19 protein-coding genes are annotated in these 21,046 nt (G+C 61.8%); 9 read left to right on the top strand and 10 right to left on the bottom strand.

Annotated elements, in window-relative coordinates:
• Positions 1 to 242 precede the first annotated feature (242 nt).
• Complete coding sequence (locus tag NCR34_RS23415) at positions 243 to 2,420, top strand: TonB-dependent receptor (RefSeq protein ID WP_250501167.1); 2,178 nt, start codon at positions 243 to 245, stop codon at positions 2,418 to 2,420.
• A 55-nt stretch (positions 2,421 to 2,475) separates the two neighbouring features.
• Here the strand turns inward: NCR34_RS23415 and NCR34_RS23410 are convergent, their stop codons facing one another.
• The 3 genes from NCR34_RS23410 to NCR34_RS23405 all read right to left on the bottom strand — a co-directional run bounded on the left by NCR34_RS23410 (position 2,476) and on the right by NCR34_RS23405 (position 5,689).
• Positions 2,476 to 3,096, bottom strand: coding sequence for a 2-hydroxychromene-2-carboxylate isomerase (locus NCR34_RS23410; protein ID WP_250501166.1), 621 nt, complete (start codon positions 3,094 to 3,096; stop codon positions 2,476 to 2,478).
• 165 nt (positions 3,097 to 3,261) lie between these two features.
• Complete coding sequence (locus tag NCR34_RS28240) at positions 3,262 to 3,477, bottom strand: flagellar biosynthesis anti-sigma factor FlgM (RefSeq protein WP_350029448.1); 216 nt, start codon at positions 3,475 to 3,477, stop codon at positions 3,262 to 3,264.
• 508 nt (positions 3,478 to 3,985) lie between these two features.
• On the bottom strand, positions 3,986 to 5,689 hold the full coding sequence (locus NCR34_RS23405) for a methyl-accepting chemotaxis protein (protein ID WP_250501165.1): 1,704 nt from the start codon (positions 5,687 to 5,689) through the stop codon (positions 3,986 to 3,988).
• Between the two features lie 291 nt (positions 5,690 to 5,980).
• Here NCR34_RS23405 and NCR34_RS23400 point away from each other — a divergent pair, with 291 nt between their 5' ends.
• Positions 5,981 to 7,318, top strand: coding sequence for an EAL and HDOD domain-containing protein (locus NCR34_RS23400; protein WP_248323403.1), 1,338 nt, complete (start codon positions 5,981 to 5,983; stop codon positions 7,316 to 7,318).
• Positions 7,319 to 7,430: 112 nt separating this feature from the next.
• Here the strand turns inward: NCR34_RS23400 and NCR34_RS23395 are convergent, their stop codons facing one another.
• From NCR34_RS23395 to NCR34_RS23375, 5 genes are all read right to left on the bottom strand, one after another.
• Positions 7,431 to 7,706, bottom strand: a complete 276-nt coding sequence (locus tag NCR34_RS23395; RefSeq protein WP_248323404.1) for a hypothetical protein — start codon at positions 7,704 to 7,706, stop codon at positions 7,431 to 7,433.
• 198 nt (positions 7,707 to 7,904) lie between these two features.
• Positions 7,905 to 9,062 carry an acetylornithine deacetylase gene (argE, locus tag NCR34_RS23390; protein WP_250501164.1) on the bottom strand — a complete coding sequence of 386 codons (1,158 nt, stop codon included), beginning with the start codon at positions 9,060 to 9,062 and terminating at the stop codon, positions 7,905 to 7,907.
• Positions 9,055 to 9,732, bottom strand: a complete 678-nt coding sequence (locus tag NCR34_RS23385) for a DUF1028 domain-containing protein (protein ID WP_250501163.1) — start codon at positions 9,730 to 9,732, stop codon at positions 9,055 to 9,057. The genes argE and NCR34_RS23385 overlap by 8 nt, the downstream gene beginning before the upstream one ends.
• 10 nt (positions 9,733 to 9,742) lie before the next feature.
• Positions 9,743 to 10,177, bottom strand: a complete 435-nt coding sequence (locus NCR34_RS23380; RefSeq protein ID WP_248323407.1) for a RidA family protein — start codon at positions 10,175 to 10,177, stop codon at positions 9,743 to 9,745.
• 18 nt (positions 10,178 to 10,195) lie between these two features.
• Positions 10,196 to 11,503: a flavin-containing monooxygenase gene (locus NCR34_RS23375; RefSeq protein ID WP_250501162.1), complete on the bottom strand. Its 1,308-nt coding sequence runs from the start codon at positions 11,501 to 11,503 to the stop codon at positions 10,196 to 10,198.
• Positions 11,504 to 11,680: 177 nt separating this feature from the next.
• On the opposite strand from NCR34_RS23375, the gene NCR34_RS23370 reads away from it, so the two are divergent.
• From NCR34_RS23370 to NCR34_RS23340, 7 genes are all read left to right on the top strand, one after another.
• A complete protein-coding gene (locus NCR34_RS23370; RefSeq protein WP_248323409.1) occupies positions 11,681 to 12,607 on the top strand; it encodes a LysR family transcriptional regulator in 927 nt (308 codons plus the stop codon).
• A gap of 140 nt (positions 12,608 to 12,747) precedes the next feature.
• The gene (locus tag NCR34_RS23365; RefSeq protein WP_248323410.1) at positions 12,748 to 13,878 is read left to right on the top strand and encodes an SRPBCC family protein; all 1,131 of its coding nucleotides are present in this window, start codon (positions 12,748 to 12,750) and stop codon (positions 13,876 to 13,878) included.
• A gap of 21 nt (positions 13,879 to 13,899) precedes the next feature.
• Complete coding sequence (locus NCR34_RS23360) at positions 13,900 to 15,081, top strand: ABC transporter ATP-binding protein (protein WP_250501161.1); 1,182 nt, start codon at positions 13,900 to 13,902, stop codon at positions 15,079 to 15,081.
• 1 nt (position 15,082) lies between these two features.
• On the top strand, positions 15,083 to 16,129 hold the full coding sequence (locus tag NCR34_RS23355) for an ABC transporter substrate-binding protein (protein WP_248323412.1): 1,047 nt from the start codon (positions 15,083 to 15,085) through the stop codon (positions 16,127 to 16,129).
• Positions 16,130 to 16,167: 38 nt separating this feature from the next.
• A complete protein-coding gene (locus tag NCR34_RS23350) occupies positions 16,168 to 17,421 on the top strand; it encodes an ABC transporter permease (protein WP_248323413.1) in 1,254 nt (417 codons plus the stop codon).
• Between the two features lie 24 nt (positions 17,422 to 17,445).
• Complete coding sequence (locus NCR34_RS23345) at positions 17,446 to 18,273, top strand: ABC transporter permease (RefSeq protein WP_248323414.1); 828 nt, start codon at positions 17,446 to 17,448, stop codon at positions 18,271 to 18,273.
• Between the two features lie 79 nt (positions 18,274 to 18,352).
• On the top strand, positions 18,353 to 19,402 hold the full coding sequence (locus tag NCR34_RS23340; RefSeq protein WP_250501160.1) for an SDR family oxidoreductase: 1,050 nt from the start codon (positions 18,353 to 18,355) through the stop codon (positions 19,400 to 19,402).
• Positions 19,403 to 19,543: 141 nt separating this feature from the next.
• Here the strand turns inward: NCR34_RS23340 and catC are convergent, their stop codons facing one another.
• Both catC and NCR34_RS23330 read right to left on the bottom strand, forming a co-directional pair.
• Positions 19,544 to 19,822 carry a muconolactone Delta-isomerase gene (catC, locus tag NCR34_RS23335; protein ID WP_248323416.1) on the bottom strand — a complete coding sequence of 93 codons (279 nt, stop codon included), beginning with the start codon at positions 19,820 to 19,822 and terminating at the stop codon, positions 19,544 to 19,546.
• A 71-nt stretch (positions 19,823 to 19,893) separates the two neighbouring features.
• A complete protein-coding gene (locus NCR34_RS23330; RefSeq protein WP_248323417.1) occupies positions 19,894 to 21,021 on the bottom strand; it encodes a muconate/chloromuconate family cycloisomerase in 1,128 nt (375 codons plus the stop codon).
• Between the last annotated feature and the right edge of the window lie 25 nt (positions 21,022 to 21,046).

Here is a 21,046-nt window from a genome sequence, read left to right as displayed (position 1 = left end):
GATTCCATGCTCGTATTCGAGAAGGCGGACGCGTGTCTCGTGGAGGCGACAACACGCGAAACGTTGCAACGCCCCTACCATAACCAAGGGTGGGCAACGTTATAATCCGTCGCTTTGCGGCGCATACGCGCAGTAAAATTTTCCAACCGGTCATATCTCCCTCGAGAGCAGGGATGGCCAGCAGTGTCCGACAGCCTCCGTAGCAATCGCAGGTGTTGTGCTGCATTCAGACTGCGATTGTCATGTTCTTCCCCAGTAAGTCAGTCGCTTATCGCCGCCGTGCATCGGCAGCGAGCGTGCTTGTCGTCTGCATCGTGCTTTCTCCCTGCGTTCATGCCGATGGAAACAGTCCGGCCGAACAGCAGTTGGAGCCCATCATCGTCAGGGCAGAGAAGCTGCCCGCGCCGGCACAGCGCACGCCTATCGCGATGAGCGTCTATGGCGGTGTCTTTCTCGACAGCACAGGCGTGAGCGATATCAAGTCGCTTGCCGCCATCGCGCCGGACCTCAACTATGCGCAGGTGCAGACGGTCGTGCCCGTGCTGACGATTCGCGGCATCTCCAGTCGCGACACGACTGAGATCGGCGACCCGTCCGTTGTCGTCGTGACCGATGGCAGCCCGAACAATCGCCCGTATGCATTGAGCGGCACGCTCTACGATATCGACCACATCTCGGTGCTGCGCGGACCCCAGGGCACGCTCTACGGACGCAACGCAGTGGGCGGCATCATCGATATCGTGACCGCGAAGCCGTCGCGGATCGCGGAGGGCCGCGCATCGGTCGATCTCGGCAACTACGCGACGCGCAATCTGGAGGCGATGATCAACGTTCCCGTGAACGACGTCCTGCAGTTTCGCGTGGCCGCTATCTCGCGCCGGCACGACGGCTATCTGAACAATGCGCCGCAGGCAGACGGCGACGACGAGGACACGCGCTCGGGACGGCTTTCGGTCGCGCTCGAACCGACCTCGCATCTGCGCATGCTGTTTACTGCGCAACAGACGTCGATGAAAGGCGTCGGCCCCGTGTCGCTCGACATTCCGTATCGCTACGATGCGAACGGCAACCTCTCGCACGACAAGCCGCCCTTTCCTGCCGACCCGCGCACGTTCACGTATGCGACGCCGCAATCGCAAAGCATCGAGGATACGATCGCGCGATGGAATGTCGCCTACGACTTCCCGAGCGTCGAATTGAGTTATACCGGCAGCTACGACAATCTGACATGGCGTCACGCAGCCGACAGCAGCCCGAGTTTCGCCGAGCCGGTGTCGTACCGGCAGAATGAGTTTCCGAAGACGCTGAATCAGGAAGTGCGCGTGAGTTCGCTCGGCAACGGGCGATTGTCTTGGCAGGCGGGCGTGTCGTACTTTCGCGAGTCGTCGTCGCTGTCGAGCGCGAACGAGTCGCCGTTCGATGGCGGCATGTATCTGCCCACGCTTGCGTTCGCGTATGGCATTCGCACCACATCGACGGCGGCGTATGGCCAGTCGTCGTATTGGTTGACCGACAAGATCAGACTGACCGCGGGCATGCGCGTGACGCGCGACGAGAAGAGCCGCGATGGCGAGTACTACTTCGCCAATTCGAATGAACCGCCCTTCGTCTATACGCATGTGCCGCAAAACAACTCCGGTGCATGGTCGAAGCCGACGGTTCATCTCGCGGCCGAATATGCGCCCACGTCGGCATGGATGACCTACATTCGCTACGACACCGGCTATAAGTCGGGCGGGTTCTCATCCTCGGGATCGTATGCGCCGGAGACGCTGAAGGGCGTCGAGCTCGGCACGAAATCGCTCTGGAACGCGCAGCGCGTGCAGATCAACGCAAGCGTCTTCGACTACGACTATTCGGGCCAGCAGATTGCGCAACTCGTGCCGTTCGCGGACGGGCGAACGGGAACGAGCATCGTCAACGCGGGCCGCACGCGCATCTATGGCGCGGACGCGGATATCCGCGCTTTGGTCGATCCGGTTGGCTTGCTCACGCTGTCGGTCGCGTGGCTGCACGCGCGCTTTACGGATTTCGTCGTGAACGATGGCAGCGGACACAACGTCCAGCTCGCCGGCAACGCGCCGCCGCAAAGCCCCACGTTCACTGTCGGCTTCGGGCTCGAACATACGTGGATGACGGCAGCCGGGCGAATCGTCGGCCGCGTGGACGCGAAGTTTCAGACGGGTCAGCACTTCACGATCTATAACTACGCGGACGATTACCAGAAGCCCTATCTGACCGCTGATCTCTCTGCCACCTGGACGCCGGTCCATAAGGACTTCGAAATAATGGCGTACGTGCGAAACGTGACGAATCAGCGCGTCTTCACGGCCGCAGAGGAATATACGTTCGATGACTCTTACCGATATGCGTTCTCGGCCCCGCGCACCCTCGGCGTGAAGGCGACCTATCTCTGGTAACGGCTTTCGTCACCGAAACACAATGGCGAGTCGCTGATCGGCCATCAACGTTTGATCAGCGCCTTACTCCGACCTCGCTTCGCGCCGCCGCCGCATAGGCCGGTTCGTCGAAAAGCGTTGGCCGCGAATAGAAGTCCTCGGCCCACTCGACGGCATCGTTTCCCCAGAACAGCCGGTCTCGCAACACCAGCGTCGGCACACCGAATACGCCTAGATCGATTGCGCGCTGCGTGTTGTCCTTAAGTTGTCGTTTGACATCCGCCGAGCCGACGCGCTCGTCTGCATCGTCGACGCCGAACTGCTTAGCGAATGCTTGAAATTCGACTTCGGGATCGCGCCCGTCGGCGAAAACGAAGTCGAGTGCTTTACCGACATCGACAGTGCGCGCGCCCAGCGATACGAGCAGGCGCTGCGCTGCAAGCGGATTGAATGGATGACGCGGCGGCATCGCGAACGGTACGCGCTGGCGGCCGGCAAGCCAGACGCACATCTGATAGGTGTGAATGCGCTTCGGCGGAATCTCTGCCGGTCCCAGCGTTCCCCAATGCTTCAGGAGCGCAGCGAAAAGAATGGGCACGGGCTGAATGTCCAGGCGATCCCGCAACGCCTCCAGACGGTGAAAAGCCAGATAGGAAAACGGGGATACGACGTCGAAAAACCACTCGGCCTTTTCCATCTTCGCGCTTCCGGACTCGTCGAATGACGGTCATTATCGCCGGATCGGAATGAGGCTGCTATCCGCAGATTCCCGGCGCTTTGGGCGGGCTTTGGCGTTGCGACCCAGTCCATGTGGGCGCGTGTGACGTCATTAATAGCGCGTCTCTGCGCCTTTCGGCTTTAGTCAGCGCGATGCCGTCGACAGCCGCTGTCGAATGCTACTCAGCATTCGATTCGCTATGGCCGCCGAATCGAGCCTGTAGGCACCGGCTTTCAGTAGCATCTTGATGAATCCGACTTTGGCTGTATTGACGTCGGAAGGCGTGGAGCTACTGTCGTTCGTTGCGCACGGGACATTGATTCGACCGGGCTTGTCTGCGCTGTCGTTCGTTCGAGTCATTCTGGTTGGTCTCTCACTGGCTGTGCTTTGCTTAACGGTGCCTGCGTCGAAACCTTTACCATACAGACGGCCATCGCCCGAAAAGGCTGGAAATAATCTTGGCAGTGTGATGCGAGCGCGTGAGAAGCGCCGGCTCTAATCAGTCGCCAGTGTTGGGACGGTCCGGCGTCTCGTCGTCGGCCAGGCCCAAGGCCCAGCGCAAATCACGCACGAATTCGAGTGAGACATGAGTCCACTCCTCGCTACCCGGGCGGCAGTCACGCGGATTCCTTCGTCCACGAGCCCGACGGATCACCTCGATGCTGAGGCTCAATGCCCGTGCCTCGTCTCTTAGCGAGTCGTCGTCGAAAGCCGAATGGTCGTCTACGGTATCCATAACTTGGTTGTCGCGCCGTTGAGAGCAGCGGCGGTCTTGGGGTCTTCGGATCTTCGCTACGGCGATGCATCCGATCTGATGCCTCCGACGCGAAGGCCGGTTTCGTCAGCGATCCCAGGACACCCCGCGACCTTAGAACGTCGACCAGTCGCCGTCAGTCGCCGAACTGGACACTGCCGCAGCAGCGACCGATGGCTTCACCGTACGCGCTACGTCGGGCGTCTTTCTGACGGGAGACGGTCGCGTCGCCGGCTTTTCATCGCGGTTCATGGACGCCGTCGTTGTCCCGGCGAGCGTATGCGCCGTGCGAAACACGGCAACGGCCGCCGTCAGTTGCTTCGCCTGATTGTCCATGGAGCCCGCTGCTGCCGCCGCTTCCTCGACGAGCGCAGCGTTCTGCTGCGTGACTTCGTCCATCTGCGAGATGGCCTGATTCACCTGCTCGATGCCGCGGCTCTGCTCGTGAGACGCGGATGCAATGTCGCCCATGATGCCGGTGACGCGCTGAATAGCAGTGCCGACGCGCTGCATCGTGTCGCCCGCCCTCGCCACCAGTTGCGTTCCGGCTTGCACACGAGTGCCTGACGTCTCGATCAGTTCTTTGATGTCCTTCGCCGCGGCCGACGAGCGCTGCGCGAGGCTGCGGACTTCACTCGCCACTACCGCAAAGCCCCGGCCTTGCTCTCCCGCCCGCGCGGCTTCCACCGCAGCGTTCAGCGCAAGAATATTGGTCTGGAATGCGATGCCTTCGATCATGCCGATGATCTCGGCGATCTTTGCCGAACTCTCTTCGATGCCCGCCATCGTCTCGACCACTTGACTGACGATAGCGCTACCCTCGTTGGCGACGGCATTGGCGTCGTCCGCGAGGCTGCTCGCCTGCGTGGCGTTCTCTGAGTTCTGCTTGACCGTGGTGGTCAGTTCTTCCATGCTCGCGGCGGTTTCCTGCAGCGATGCCGCTTGCTCCTCGGTACGCGACGACAGGTCCGTATTGCCGGCCGCAATCTGCTTGCTGGCGCTCGCAATGGCTTCGCAACTCGACCGAACCGTTCCGACAGTGGCGGCCAACTTGTCTTTCATAGTGGCGACACCCGCAAGCAATTGCCCCATCTCGTCTTGCGTCTTGATAGACACGTCATGCGTGAGATCGCCAGCCGAAATATGCTCGAAGTGCTTCAGCGCTTCTGCAAGCGGCGTCATGATGGCCCGGCGCAGAACGAACCAGCCGAACGCTGCGGCAGCGATGCCAGCGAGCAGCGCCAGCACGCCGAGCGTGCGCAACGTCGATGCATGCGCGTCGTTCTCTGCTTCCTGACGCACGGCGTCGGCAAGCTGGAAAGACTTCAGCTTGTCGAACGCATCGATACACCGGTTGTAGGCCGCAGGCAGATCCTTGAGCGCGAGGCGAGAGACATTCTCCTTCTCGCCCGCTTCGATTGCCGCGCCGAACTTCTCGATGACTTCGCGCATCTGGGCGCGCGCAGCGACGACGTCCTTTGCGAGCGCATCTTCGTCGGGTCCGCGAGGAATGGCGTTGTACTTGCTGAACCACTCGTCGGATTGGCGCATGAATCCATCCGCGCGGGCGCGCAGTCCGCTGGCGTCCGGAGCGGTGGGGTCCAACGCGTAACGGTCGAGCGAAAGCCGTGCCCGCGCGGTGAAATTGCTCGATATGCCGAGTGCGTTGACGGCTGGAAGCGAATTCTCGGCGATGTCTCTCGCCGATGCATGAATTGCGCTAATACCGTACAGCCCGAAGCTCACCGAAAGAGTCAGCATCAAACCGAGGAAAGCCATGGTGAGCGCAAGCCGCGCCCGAATCGAGAGGTTTTTCATCGTGCTTTGGTTGTGGCGCGTGAAGAGTGCGATACGGCAGTCGCGCGTGCTGCCGCTGATCGAATATGAACGTCAATGCTTATCGGCAGCGCGGTCGGACAATTCAGTCAATTTGCTCGCGCCACTCTCTAATGCCGTGCTCGGAAGGTAGAAGTGACCGATCGGTCGTTTTTGTCGGGACTGTACTCGTTCGAGGCGTGAGCGCGGCACGGTCGACTAGCTAGTCAGTCTTTTGCTTGATCGCGGGAACCTGCTTCGCCGTGCTGCGCGTTCTAATCGGCTATCCAGCGAATGCTGCAAATCTCGACTCAAGTTCTCCCGCCGCTCACCGTTAACGCGTTCGACTGCGGCGAATGCCCAGGCCACGAACAACGCCAATTCCAACAACAAGGAGACTCAGTCATGAGCCGCAGTGCGCAGACGGGCGACAACAGCCTTGCAACGACATGCGTCGCGCGGCAACCCATCGTCGACCGGGCGGGCCGCCTGGCGGCCTATGAACTCCTGTTCAGGGATGGCGATAGCGGCGTGGCGAATATCAGCGATGGCTTCAGGTGCACGGCCGAGGTCGTCGAGCGCACGCTGGGCGCGCTGGGGCTTACTACGGTGCTGGATGGTCTCGACGGCTATCTCAACTGCACGGCCGATTTTCTGCATTCCGCGCTGCCGCAAATGCTTCCGAGCCAGCACTTCGTCCTCGAGGTGCTCGAGACATGCGAACTGGACGACGCGTTGAAGGAGCGTTGCATCGCGCTTCGCCGTGCTGGTTTCCGCGTCGCCATCGACGACGTCGTCGCGATCACCCCGCAGATCGAAGCGTTTCTGCCTGCCGTGGATATCGTGAAGCTGGAATGGCCCGCCCTCGATGCCGCTGCGGCGAAAGCGATGGTCCGCGATCTGAAGCGCGCGAGCAAGATAGTCGTGGCAGAGAAAGTGGACGATCATCAGCAGTTGCAGGCCGCCCTGGACGCGGGTTGCGATCTGGTTCAGGGCTTCTATTTCAGCCGGCCGCAGCTTCTGCGGGCCCGCCGTATCGTCCCCGATGTCTCACAGCTGCTCGCAGTGCTGAACCTTCTGATCAACGATGCGCCGGATCAGCGCATCGTCAATGCGCTGTCGGGCATGCCGGTGCTCGTCGCGCAACTGATGCGGCTCGCGAACTGCTCGGCGAGCGCCAATGTCAAGCAAGCCGCGATTACGTCTTTGCATCATGCGCTGGCGGTCACCGGCACGACGCGACTGTTCGAATGGTGCAGTCTGCTGCTTTACAACCATCCGGATTCCGGGGACCTCAGTCGCGACCCGGTGATCGCACTCGCCACTCAGCGCGCGTCTTTCATGATGCAAGCCGCTTTGCGACAACGCCCCTCGGAGACCGCATTCGCTCAGACGGCTTCGCTCACAGGCATGCTTTCACTGCTGCATGTGATCTATGGTCGTGAGCAAGCTCAATTCGCGCAGGAACTACCGCTTGCGCAGAGCATTAGAGATGCGCTCGCCGATCGCCGCGGTGAACTGGGGCAGTTGCTTGGCGCCGCAGAGGTATTCGAAAGCCGGCCGGAGAAAAACAGCGCGTCGATAGAGGTCGGAGACGCTGGGAAAGCGATGGACGACAGCGTTTGCGTGTGATCTCGCGGGATGACACGCGCGGTCACGTTGCGCCGTGAAGTAAGAACGCTTACAGCCTACGCAGCAAGCACCCTCCGCCAACGAATAGACGCTTGACGGACCGCGTCGATCCTTACTGCGGCGACCTCGCGGCTTGCCCGTTAGATTGATCCTGCGCCGCGGCCTGCGCCTGCGTGCGGGCAGCCGCGTCCTCCTTGGCCTTCTTGTTAGCCATGTGTCGACCGACAAGACAACCGCCGGCCGCGCCCAGCACCGCATGGCCCTTTCCTACGAAATGTCCGCCGACACCACCTACTGCTGCACCCTTCAGACATCCTGCTGCTTGCGCCTGGCCTACAGTTGCCGCTGCAAGAACGGCGGCGAGGAACATCGATGCTTTCGTTTTCATATCGTCTTTTCGTACCCGGTAGTGAGAGATCGAGCGTAGGCGACGGGAGGCTTTGCGTTGCATAGCGTTCAACGCTCGATGCATGTTCTCGGATGACTCGCCGCTACCGCCATCCAAGAAGCGTGGCTGAAGCTAGCGAACGCAAAGGTACGAAGCAAGACACGGACCCGCATACAGCCCCGATCCACCGAGCCGCTTCTAATTCGAAAGGTAATCGGCAAGGCGAAGCAGCATGGCATCGCAGTCGCGCAACTGCTCAACCGTCACGAACTCATCGGGCTTATGCCCCTGATCCATGCTGCCCGGGCCGCAAACGACGGTCGGAATGCCGGCTTGCTCGAAGAGGCCGCCTTCGGTGCCGAACGCGACCGTGCCGAATTCCGTCGATCCGGCGATTAGCGCAAGAAGCCGCGCGGCCTGGCTATCAGGCGGCGTGGCGAGGCCGGGGTAAGCCGACAACGAATGCAGACTGATACCGGTATCCGGTTTCACCGCGTGCATCTTCGGCAACAGTGTCGACTCGGCATAGCTTTGCAGACGTTGCGCGACCACGTTGGCATCGAAGCCGGGCAACGCGCGCACTTCGAAGTCGAAATCACATTCGGCCGGCACGATGTTGAGCGCGCGGCCGCCCTTGATGACGCCGGTCTGCACTGTCGAGTAAGGCGGATCGAACCGTTCGTCGCGATGCTCGGGCTGCGCGAGTTCTTCGCCGATCTCGTCGAGATGATTGATCAGACGCGCCGCGTATTGAATGGCGTTGACGCCGTACGGCGCGTACGCGGAATGACACGGCGCGCCCTTCACGCAGCAGCGCATGGCGAGCTTGCCCTTGTGTCCGAGTACCGGCTTGAGTTCCGTCGGCTCGCCGATGAGACACAGCACCGGCTTGTGTTCCCGATGCGCGAGTTGCGCGAGCATCGGACGCACGCCGAGGCATCCGACTTCCTCATCATATGAAAATGCCAGATGCACGGGCATCTTGAGATCGCGTTCGATGAACGTCGGCACCGCTGCGAGCACCGACGCGAGATAGCCCTTCATGTCCGCCGTGCCGCGTCCATAGAGACGCCCTTCTTTCTCGACAAGCTTGAACGGATCGACAGTCCATGCCTGCCCATCGACGGGCACGACATCGGTATGTCCTGACAAAGCAATGCCGCCGCGATCGCGCGGGCCGATGGTGGCAAAGAGACTCGCCTTGGTGCGCTCGTCGTTATGAAAGAGCTCGCATTCGACGCCATGTTGCGCGAGATAATCGCGAACGAACTCGATGAGCGCGAGATTCGAGTCGCGGCTGACCGTCGCGAAACCGATCAGCTTTTCGAGTAGCACACGGCTTCGCATCTCATTCATCGCCCGGCACTCCATAGCTCGGCGCGGCGGTCGGATTCAGTGCGCGCGTCACGTAGTCGTTCATCTGCGGCGCGTAGGTGGTCCACAAGTCGCGGAGCTTGCCGATGGGGTCATCATCGGCCCAATCCACGCGCAAATCGACGAGCGGCCAGCTCAGATCGCTCACGATCTTCAGCGCGGCCGAATGCACAGGGCCCGCCTCGCCGCCTGCCGCCATGGCCGCCTGCATGGCCACCAGCAAGCGATCCGCGAGCAAGCCGTCGGCTTGCGCGAATGCAAGCGGCATCGCATCGATAACATGCGTGCCCGCCAGCATGTTGCCCGCCGCGACGCATTGATCGCCCGCCACGGCGTGATGCGTGCCGAGCGCTTCCTTGCCGCTGAAAAACGCCGTGCGCCCTTGAGCGTCGATGACCGTCACCTGCCGGTACTCGCGCCATTCGTTCGCACCGAGCGCCTGTTGCAGGGCCTCCGCTGGCGCAAGCCGCTTGTCCGCCAGAAGCTCCAGAATCTGCGGCCCGAGCGCGGGCAGCGTGACGTTCTGCGTGGCGACGGCGCCGACGCCCGCGCGCAGCCATGGGCAACGCGCGCCGACCGCGATGCTCGACGAACTGATCGCAATGCCGAGCTGCCCCGTTTTGTCACACCGACCGACGATAGAGAAAGTCATTAGGTGTCCTTTACGCTTCCGGTGTCCATCCATCGGGGATCACGGCGATCACGTCGATCTCCATGAGCCATTGCGGCTGGCCCAACGCAACGACGGTGAGCCCGGTCGAAATGGGAAACACGCCCTTGAGCCACTTGCCGACTTCCCTGTACACCGGCTCGCGATAACGCACGTCGGTGAGGTACGTCGTCGTTTTGACGATGTGCGAGAGGTCGCTGCCCGCTTCTTGGAGCAACTGCTTCACGTTCTTCATCGCCTGCTCGGCCTGCGCGCGCGCATCGCCGAGGCCGACGAGATTGCCTTCGAAATCGGTGCCCACTTGCCCGCGAACATAAACGGTATTGCCCGCTCGCACGGCCTGGCAGAGATCGTTGTCGAGTGTCTGATTCGGATACGTATCCTTCGTATTGAACATGCGGATACGGGTATGCGTCGGTTGGCTCATCGATTCACCTGATTCGGTTCAGTGGGCTTGCACGCTTTCTTCGCTGTGAGGCTTATTCGCGTGGCTATGCGGCGAGTCGTAATACGCCTGATATTTGCGTTGCGTGACGATGTGATCCGCGACGTGTTTCGCGTCGTGCCACACCCCCCAGATAAATGCCGAGCCGCGTCGCGAGAGCCACGGCAGGCCGAGAAAATAAATACCCGGCTCCTTCGATACCCCGCGCTGGTGCTTCGGCTTGCCGTTCTCGTCGAAGGCATCGACCTGCAGCCAGCTGAAATCGGTCGCATAACCCGTCGCCCAGATGATCGAGCTTACGCCTGCTTGCGCCAGATCGAGTTCGAGCAGCGGATTCATGAGGCAATCCGGATCGGGTGGAATCATGCGCGCTTCTGGTTCAGCGGGAAGGTCGAGGCCATTGCGGGCGGCGTACATGTCGGCGGCATCGAGCAGGGACAGATAGTTTTGATCGCCGCGTGCGATGTTTTCTGCGAGATCGTCATTGAAGCGAGCCACGACGTTATCGAACGCTTTCGTCAGACCGACGAGCGTGATGCCCTGATGCGCCAGCCGGCGAAAGTCGATGGTCTGCCCGCCGCGCGCGCCGCTTACCGCAATCGTCACATGTTCACGGCCCGGCTTCATGACTTCCGCGTCCCACTCGCCGAGCACGCCGAGCCACCAGCAGAAGTCGCGGCCGCGATAGGCACGCGGCGGACGATCGTGCGCGCCCACCGACAGATAGACGCGGCGCCCCGCACGCTGCAATTCATCGGCGATCTGCACGCCCGACGATCCCGCGCCGACGACCAGCACCCCGCCTGCGGGCAATTGCTGCGGATTGCGGTAGTCGGCAGAATGAATCTGCGTGAGCGATGCGTCTTGCGGGGCGATCGGCGGAATCACGGGCTTCTGAAACGGCCCGGTCGCGACGACCACGCGCTTCGCATCGATCACGCCATCAGACGTCTCTACGGTGAAACCCGGACGCCCCGTGTTGCGCACGACCTTCTTCACTTCGACGCCGGTGCGAATGGGCGCATCGAATTTCTTCGCATAGGCGACGAAATAGTCCGCGATTTCCTCTTTCGGCGCAAAGCCGTCGGGCGCCGTCTGCGCGAACTCGAGATTGGGAAAGCGATCATGCCACGCAGGCCCGTTGGCCACGAGCGAGTCCCATCGGCCCGTGCGCCAGCGCTCCGCAATGCGCGCGCGTTCCAGCACCAGATGCGGCACGCCGTGCCGGCTCAGATGTTCGCTCATCGCGACGCCGGCCTGGCCCGCGCCGACCACGAGCGTGTCGATCGATGTAGTTTCCGCTGTCATGGCTGTGTCCTTCCGAGAGGCTCGTATGGCCGTTCCGATGCCGACTGAATCTACGCGCCGCGACCGGATCAATAAAATATTTTCAAAAAATGCATAGCATGGGATTTACCTATGCAGTGATTTTTGTCCACCGCACAATGCGATGCAGTTCGGCTCGAAAGAGGTCAGATCGTCGCAATGGAAAGTCATCCGTTACGGTATTCGCTGCGGCAGTTGCGCTACTTCGTGGTCGCGGCGGAGGCCCTGTCTTTCACTGCCGCGGCCAGAGAGTTGCATATCTCGCAGCCTTCTATTTCTACCGCGCTGGCGGACCTCGAAGTGTCCTTCGGGGTTCAGCTTTTCATCCGGCATCATGCGAGCGGTTTGTCGCTGACGCAGGCCGGACGCGATCTACTCGGGCAAGCCCGCAATCTGCTGAAGATCGCGGAAGAACTGCAAATGGCCGCCAAGGAACTCGATGGCGGCATGACCGGCTCCATCGCGCTCGGCTGCCTCGTCTCGCTCGCGCCGCCGCTGATGCCTGGTCTCATCAGCCGCTTCACGGCCGACCACGCGGGCATCGCGTTTCGCACGGTAGAAGGTCACCAGGACGCCCTGCTACGCGGATTGCACGACGGCTCGATCGATCTCGCACTGACCTATAGCCTCGACCTCACCGAGGACATCGCGTTCACGCCGCTGTTGTCGTTGCCGCCTTATGCGATCCTGCCGCGCACGCATCGCCTTGCGCGCGCCCGCAAGATCTCGCTGGCCGATCTGTTGCCCGAGCCTTACGTCATGCTGGACCTGCCGCATAGCCGGGAATATTTCGCCGCGCTCTTCGATGCGGTCGGCAACCGGCCGGTGCCGGCGTTTCGCTCGTCGCAGCCGGAAGTGGTGCGAGGCATGGTGGCAAATGGCCTCGGCTATAGCCTGCTTAACTTCCCGCTCAAGTCGAACCGCACCGTGGACGGCGAAGAGTTCGTCATTAAGCGTTTCAAAGACAACGTGAACGCGACGATGCTCGGCGTCGCACAATCCCGCACCATGAAGCCGCGCCAGGTGGTGCACCGTTTCACCTCGTTCTGCGAGAACTACATACGGCGGCTGCGTATCGACACTTGATGCCGGTTGTATAGGAAAAAGCTTTGCGCTGTATCCGAAAACAATATTTTGACTGGCATATTGGCTTGATAGATTGAGTGCCTGCCGAGTGCCTATAACAGAAGAGGCGCTTGTGCTCACTGAACGAGGAGGAAATCGTCATGGCGCACCTGAACGAGCTGATGAACGCATTGCGCGATGGATGCGACCGCCCGTTCAGCGACGCCCATGCGATGCCGCCCGGCGTCTATACGTCGGCCGACTTTCTCGCGCTCGAAGACGAGCGCATCTTCTCGCGAGAATGGCAGTGCGTCGGGCGCGCGAGCGCGCTGAAAGCCCCGGGCGACTATCTCACCGCGCGCATTGCCGCGCAGCCGGTGGTCGTCTTGCGCGACGAGCAAATGCAGCTCAAGGCGATGTCCAATGTATGCCTGCATCGCATGTCGATCCTGCTTGAAGGACGCGGCAACGTGCGACGCATCGTGTGTCCTTATCACGCGTGGAACTATTCGCTCGATGGCGCGTTGAAAGGCGCGCCGCTGATGGACCGACAAGAAGGCTTCTGCAAGGAAAGCTACAAGCTGCCCGCCGTGCGATGCGAAGAATGGCAAGGCTGGATCTATGTGACGCTCGATGCGAACGCGTCACCCGTCGGTAAGCAACTCGCGGAGTTGGACACGTTGATCGAAGCGTACGGCATGACCGACTACATCGAAACGTTCTATGAAGAGCACGTGTGGGACACCAACTGGAAGATACTCGCCGAGAACTTCATGGAGAGCTATCACCTGCCGATGCTGCATCGCGCGACGGTAGGTCCGCACTCGCGGTTGGAAGAGATGGAATGTCCGCCGGGTCATGCAGCGTTCAACTATCACTGGATCACGAAAGAAGCTTCATTGCCCATTGGTAACGCGCATCCGGACAACACGCGCTTGTCGGGGCACTGGCGCAAGACCACTGCGCTGCTCGCCATCTATCCGACGCATCTCGTGACATTGACTCCCGGCTACTTCTGGTATCTCGTGCTGCAACCGGAGGGCGTCGGCCGCGTGCATATCCGCTTCGGCGGCGGACTCGCGCCGGAATTCATCGCCGATCCAGAAGCCAACGCGCACATGGCAACGCTCAAGAAACTGCTGGACGAAGTGAACGCCGAAGACAAGCGCGGCGTGCAGGCCGTGTTTCGCGGCGTGCATGCGCCGTTGGCGAAGCCGGGACATCTGAGCCATCTCGAACGGCCCAACTATGACTTCGCGCGATATCTCGCGGGCAAGCTGAAATCGCAGTAAGAACGACAGGACGCCATCACGATGTCGAACCCTTCCTTCATCTCATTCTCGGGCGTGAGCAAATCGTACGACGGCGCGAATTACGTCGTCGACGGCTTGAACCTCGACGTAAGCAAGGGAGAATTCCTGTCTTTGCTCGGGCCCTCCGGTTCGGGCAAGACCACCACGCTGATGATGCTCGCCGGTTTCGAATCGCCGACGCAGGGCGAGATCCGGCTCGATGGCAAGCGGCTCGACGACAAGCCGCCGCATCGGCGAGACATCGGCATGGTGTTCCAGAACTACGCGCTCTTTCCGCATCTGACGATTGCCGAGAACGTGGCGTTCCCGCTCTCGGTGCGGCGCGTGAGCCGTGCGGACCAGAAGACACGCGTGAAGCGCGCGCTCGAAATGGTGGAATTGCCGCATCTGGCTAACAGGCGGCCGGCACAGCTTTCGGGCGGGCAACAGCAGCGCGTGGCACTTGCGCGCGCGCTCGTATTCGAGCCGAGCGTCGTGCTGATGGACGAACCGCTCGGCGCGCTCGACAAGCGCCTTCGCGAGACCATGCAGTACGAAATCATGCGGCTGCATCGCGAGTTAGCGCTGACCATCGTCTATGTGACGCACGATCAGGCCGAGGCGCTGACCATGTCCGACCGCGTTGCCGTGTTCTCCGATGGACGCATTCAGCAAGTGGCCACGCCGAGCGAGCTTTATGAGAACGCGCAGAACGCGTTCGTCGCGAACTTCGTCGGCGAGAACAATGGCCTGACGGGACGCGTGATGACGTGCGACGGCTCATGGGCGACGTTCGCGCTTTCCGACGGCAGCATCATTCGCGGCCGATGCGAGTCCGGCCTGCGCGTCGGCGACGAAGCCATGCTCGCGCTGCGCCCCGAGCGCGCGCATATCGCGAGCGCGGAAGGCATGCATCTCGACGAGCATGACAATGTCGTTCGTGCCCGCGTGAACGAACTCGTGTATTGCGGCGATCATCATCGCGTGCATCTGACGCTCGGCTCGCGCGACGCGATCGTCGTGAAAGTGCCCAATACGCAGCGTCATGCGTTGCCGTCATCCGGCGACATGATCGATGTCGCATGGCGTCACGACGACTGCAAGATTCTCGCGATGAGCGCCCCGCCTCGCGCGAGCGCGACCACTTCCACCACCTCGCCAACCCCTTCCCTCATCACGACCGCACCCGCAGGAGCCAACTGACATGCGCACTCAAATCAAAGCACAATGCGCCGCACTCGCCCTACTCGCCTTCGGCGCCATGACTTCGCATGCGGCGGAAACGCTGCATGTGGTCACGTTCGGCGGCGCCTTCGAAGCCGCGGCCAAGAAGGCGTGGATGGACCCGTTCACGCAGGCCACCGGCACGCAGTTCTCGCTCGAATCGTATGACGGCGGCCTCGCCAAACTCTCCGCGATGGAGCAGGCCAAGAACACGACATGGGACCTGATCGACCTCGAAACGAACGATGCGATCACCGGGTGCGACGAAGGGCTGCTCCAGAAATTCGACAAGAAGTCCCTCGGCAATACCAGCGACTTCATTCCCGGATCGCTCAGCGATTGCGCGGTCGCGAGCATGGTCTGGTCGACGGTCTATGCGTATGACACGAGCAAGCTGAAGAGCGCGCCTTCCACCGTCAACGACTTCTTCGACACGCAGAAATTCCCCGGCAAGCGCGGCCTGCGCAAGTCGCCGAAGGTGACGCTGGAGTGGGCGCTGATCGCCGATGGCGTCGATCCCAAGGATGTGTACAAGGTGCTCGGCACGCCCGCGGGCGTCGATCGCGCGTTCAAGAAGCTCGACACCATCAAGAAGGACATCGTGTGGTGGGAGTCGGGCGCGCAGGCGCCGCAGCTGCTCGCCGATGGCGCCGTCGTGATGGTCCAAGCCTATAACGGCCGCATCGACGATGCGGTGAGGAAGGACCACAAGCCGTTCAAGTCCGTGTGGGACGCGCAGGTCTACGACTTCGAATGGTGGGCCATTCCGACCGGCGCGAAAAACGCCGACATGGCCGCGAAATTCATCGTGTCGCAGGCGCAGCCGAAGGCATCGGCGGATCTGTCGAAGTACATCGCCTATGCGCCGCCGCGCAAGGAAGCCGTCGCGCTCGTCGACAAGCAGCGTCTCGCCGACATGCCGACCGCGCCCGCGAACTTCAAGCGCGCCGTGCAGATCAACGCGAACTTCTGGGCCGACAACGCAGACGCCATCAACAAGCGCTTTCAGGTCTGGCTGACGCAATAAGCGGCCACGGCATACGAGAGGACCAAGAGAGGACGAACATGCCCGCATCGATTCACGCGACGACCGCCGGCTCGCACGCGAGCGCCGAAGGCCGCGCGTCGTACAACAAGGCGCAACGACGCGCCTCGATGCGGGCGCTTCTGCTCGCGTTGCCGTTGATCGTATTTCTGTTGTCTACGTTCATCGCGCCCATTGCGCTGCTGCTTGCGCGCAGCGCGCAGAACCACGAGGTGCCGGACGGCATGCCCGCGCTCGCGCGCGCATTGAACGCATGGGACGGTCAGGGCGTGCCGGATGAACATACGTTCGCCCTTCTCGCATCCGGATTGAAGGAAGCGCAGGAAAGCGGCCAGCTCGGCACCATCGCGCGGCGTCTCAACTTCGCGCAGCCCGAGTTCCGCAGCCTGTTGATGCGCACCGCCCGCAAGCTCCATGACGACACGCCGAAAGCATGGAAGCCCGCGTTGATCGATATCGACGAGCGCTGGAATTCACCGGAAGTGTGGCGTTTGCTCAAGCGTGCCGCTCAATCGCCGACGCCCGATTATCTGCTCGCCGCCGTCGATGCGCAGGTGACGCCGCAAGGCACGATCGCGTCGATGCCTGCGAATGCGTCCGTCTATCGCGAAGCCTTCGCCCGCACGGTATCCATCAGCGCGACCGTCACGCTGCTGTGCCTCGTGCTCGGCTATCCGGTTGCCTGGCTGCTCGCGAATCTGCCCGCGAAAACCAGCAACCGGCTGATGCTCTTCGTGATCGTGCCGTTCTGGACGTCGCTGCTCGTGCGCACCACCGCGTGGTATGTGCTGCTGCAACCGGGCGGCGTCATCAACAGCGTGCTGTCGGGCCTCGGACTCGCGACGCATCCGGTGCCGCTCATCTTTAATCGCACGGGCGTGCTGATCGGCATGACGCATGTCCTATTGCCCTACATGATCCTCGCGATCTACTCGGTGATGAAAAGCGTGTCGCCGGTTTATATGCGCGCCGCCAAGTCGCTCGGCGCGCATCCGTTCACGGCTTTCGTTCGCGTGTATGTGCCGCAGACATTGCCCGGCGTCGGCGCGGGATGCTTTCTCGTCTTCGTGCTCGCGCTCGGTTACTACATCACGCCCGCGCTGCTCGGCGGCGCCGGCGACGAGATGATCAGCCAGCTCATCGCCATTCAGACGAACACGCAACTGAACTGGGGTCTCGCGGGCGCGCTGTCGGCCTACCTCGTGATCTTCACGGCGGTGTTCTATTTCCTGTTCAACCGCATCGTCGGCATCGACCGGCTGCGCTTCGGTTGATTCGACCCATCCGGAGGAAAGCTCATGCAAGACAAACGCAACACGGTGCTGACGGAACGCATCGCGGCGGGCTGGGTGCGCCTGCACACCGCGCTTGTCCTGTTCTTTCTGATCGCGCCGATCCTCGCCATCATCCCGCTATCGTTTAATTCGGGCTCCTACTTTTCTTATCCGATGGAGGGCTTCTCGTTTCGTTGGTATGAAAAGGCGCTGACGAGCGGCGACTGGCAGCGCGCATTGTTGAACAGCATCGGCATCGGCGCGGCGTCGACGTTTATCGCCACGTGCTTAGGCACGCTCGCGGCGCTCGGCTTGTCGCGCTCGCAGTTTCCGCTGCGCTCGGTCGTCATGCCCATTTTGATCTCGCCGATGATCGTGCCTATCGTCGTGGTCGCGGCAGGCTTCTATCTGATTTTCGCGCCGTTGGGGCTGGTTAATTCGTATCCCGGCGTCGTGCTCGCGCATGCCGCGCTCGGCACGCCGTTCGTCGTCATCACGGTGACGGCGTCGTTGCTGTCCTTCGATCAAAGCTTGTTGCGGGCCGCATCCGGCCTCGGCGCGACGCCCTGGATCGCGTTTCGTCGCGTTACCTTGCCGCTCATCACGCCTGCCGTCGCGACCGGAAGCGTGTTCGCGTTCGCGACATCGTTCGACGAGGTCATCGTGATCCTGTTTATCGGCGGGCCGGATCAGAAGACAGTGCCGCGTCAAATGTGGAGCGGCATTCGCGACGCCATCGATCCCTCTATCCTCGCCGTCGCGACGATGCTGATCGTCTTCGCGGTGCTGCTGTTCGCAAGTATCAACCGCTTGAGAGCGCGGGCGTTGGCGGCGAATCAGGCGCTGACCTGATCTGCGTTGAAGTGGCGAGCCGGCCCTTGGTGCGGCGATTGCTGGGCAAACGCCAAGCACTTCACTCTCAGGGCCAGGCATGAAACGCTATAAAGCACTCGTGGCGGGCGGCGTCGGCGTGATCGGACGTCAACTCGTCGATCATCTCGCGTCGCTGCCGGATTGGGACGTCATCGGTCTGTCACGACGCACGCCCGATCAAGCGCAACCCGGCGAGCACATTGCCGTCGATCTGCTCGATGCCGAAGACGTGCGCGCGAAGCTCGGCGGGCTCGGCGACGTCACGCACATCTTTCACGCTGCGTATCAGGAAAAGCCCACGCCGCAAGCGCTCATCGACGTGAACCTCGGCATGTTGCGCAATCTGGTGAGCGTCGTATCCGACAGTTCGTCGGCGCTCCAGCGCGTCGTGTTATACGAGGGCGCGAAGTACTATGGCGCGCACCTCGGCCGCTTCAAGACGCCCGCGCGCGAAGATGATCCGCGACACATGCCGCCGAACTTCTACTACGACATGCAAGACTGGCTCGTCCACGAAGCGGCGGGCAAGGGCTGGGATGCGGTCGTGCTTCGCCCCGATGTGGTGTGCGGCTTCGCGCTCGGAAATCCGATGAATCTCTCGATGGTCATCGCCGTGTATGCCGCGATCAGCAAGGAGCTCGGACTGCCGCTGCGCTTTCCCGGCACCGCTACGTGCTACGGCAAGCTCGCGCAAGTCACCGATGCCGCGCAACTCGCGCGCGGGTCCGTGTGGGCCGCGACCGGCGCGCCCGGCGGCGAGAGCTATAACCTCACCAACGGCGATGTATTCCGCTGGGACCAGTTATGGCCCGCCATCGCCGATCATCTCGACATGCCGCTCGCCGAACCGCAGACCATCAGCCTGCGCGACTATATGGCCGACAAGGGACCACTGTGGGAGCGCATGGTGAAGAAATACGATCTCGTCGATATTCCCTACGAGCATGTCGCCGCGTGGGGCTTCGGCGACTTCATCTTTCGCTGCGACTGGGACGTGATCTCCAGCACGACCAAGATCCGGCAGGCTGGCTTTCATGATGTCGTCGATAGCACCGACATGTTCCTGCGCCTCTTCGATGAGTTCCGCGAGCGCAAGGCGATTCCTTGAGCGCAATCGCCGCTAGTGCGACCCGATCTCCTCCAGCAGCCATTCCCTGAAGGCGATGACCGGCGCGCTCTTCGCGCTCTCTTTCCGGTGCACGAGGTAGTACTTCGGCTGAGCGACGTACTGCGCCTCGCGTTCGCCGTATTAGCGAATGGACGATGGATGACGCGCAAGCGGCGTCACCTGCATGGTCATATAAGGGAACAACGGCAATCCGGACAAGATGGTATGAAGCTCGTCGTGCGAGTCGACATCGAAGACGCTGTAATTCGCATACTCTCCGACCACGCGATGCAACTGCTGCCACTTCCCGGTCCGTTGCAGTTCTTGCGAATAGGCTTTCTCTCGCGCCTTGATTTCGTCGGCTTGTGCTGCGGGCATGTCGTGCGGCAAGTGAACGTCCATTCTGACGAGATAAAGCATGCTTGCTCCTGTGGATGGCGCTCGTTCGCTATGCAATGACGAACGCCGGTCGATATAATGTGCGGCGGGCGTTACGCCTTCTTGTCGCGACGATAAAACGCGAGCTTTTCTTCGTCGATCTGCAAACCCAGCCCCGGACCTTCCGGCAGATGCAGATCGAAATCGCGATACAGCGGACGCGCCGTCACGATGTCGTCCTTCAGCAGCAGCGGACCGAACAGTTCCGTGCCCCAGGCGAGTTGCGGCAACGCGCTGAAGCCGTGCGCCGAAGCGATAGACCCGATACTGCCTTCGAGCATCGTCCCGCCATAAAGCGACACGCCGGCCGCGTCCGCAACGGCTGCCGTGCGCATCATGCCGAAGATGCCGCCGGACTTCGCGATCTTCAGCGCGAAGACATCGGCGCACGCGTCGCGCACGAGTTCGAGCGCGTCTTCCGGCCCGGTGACGGCTTCATCCGCCATGATCGGGACGACGAACCGCGCGGCAAGACGCGCGAGCGCGCCCCGCTGCTCACGCGGCGTAGGTTGCTCGACGAGGTCGATGCCCGCGGCCTCCAGAGCCTGAATACCGAAGGCCGCATCGACCTCGTTCCACGCCTGATTCACGTCGACCGTCACCTTCGCGCGCTCGCCCAGTGCCGCCTTGATCTTCGCCACATGCGCGACGTCGTCGCGCACGCTACGGCGACCGATCTTCAGCTTGAACACGTTATGTCGGCGTTCGGCGAGCAGCATCTCCGCTTCCTCGATATCGCGGTTTGTGTCGCCGCTCGCGAGCGTCCATAGAACCGGAAGCGTCTTGCGCACGGCGCCGCCGACGAGCGTCGAGACGGGAACGCCGAGACGCTTGCCCTCTGCATCCAGCAACGCCGTTTCGATGCCCGACTTCGCGAACCGGTTGCCGCGCGCGACCTTGTTCAGCTTGAGCATGGCCGCGTTGATGTTCGTCGCGTCCTGCCCGATCAACGCCGGCGCGAGGTAAGTATCAATAGTGAGCTTGATGCCTTCGGGGCTTTCTTCGCCATACGACAGACCACCGATGGTCGTCGCTTCGCCGATGCCCTCTATGCCGTCGCTCGCATGCAGGCGGATGATGACCATGGTCTGATGCTGCATCGTCGCCATGGAAAGCTGGTGCGCGCGAATGGTCGGAAGGTCAACCAGAATGGCTTCGACGGAAGTAATGTGGGCGTTCATACCTGGAGTGACGGAAATGGATGGG

The sequence above is a fragment of the Caballeronia sp. GAWG1-5s-s genome (assembly GCF_023631445.1).
In the GTDB taxonomy this organism is placed as follows: domain Bacteria; phylum Pseudomonadota; class Gammaproteobacteria; order Burkholderiales; family Burkholderiaceae; genus Caballeronia.
Note: the sequence above shows the minus strand (reverse complement) of the source record. Positions and strands in the feature narration are given on the sequence as shown.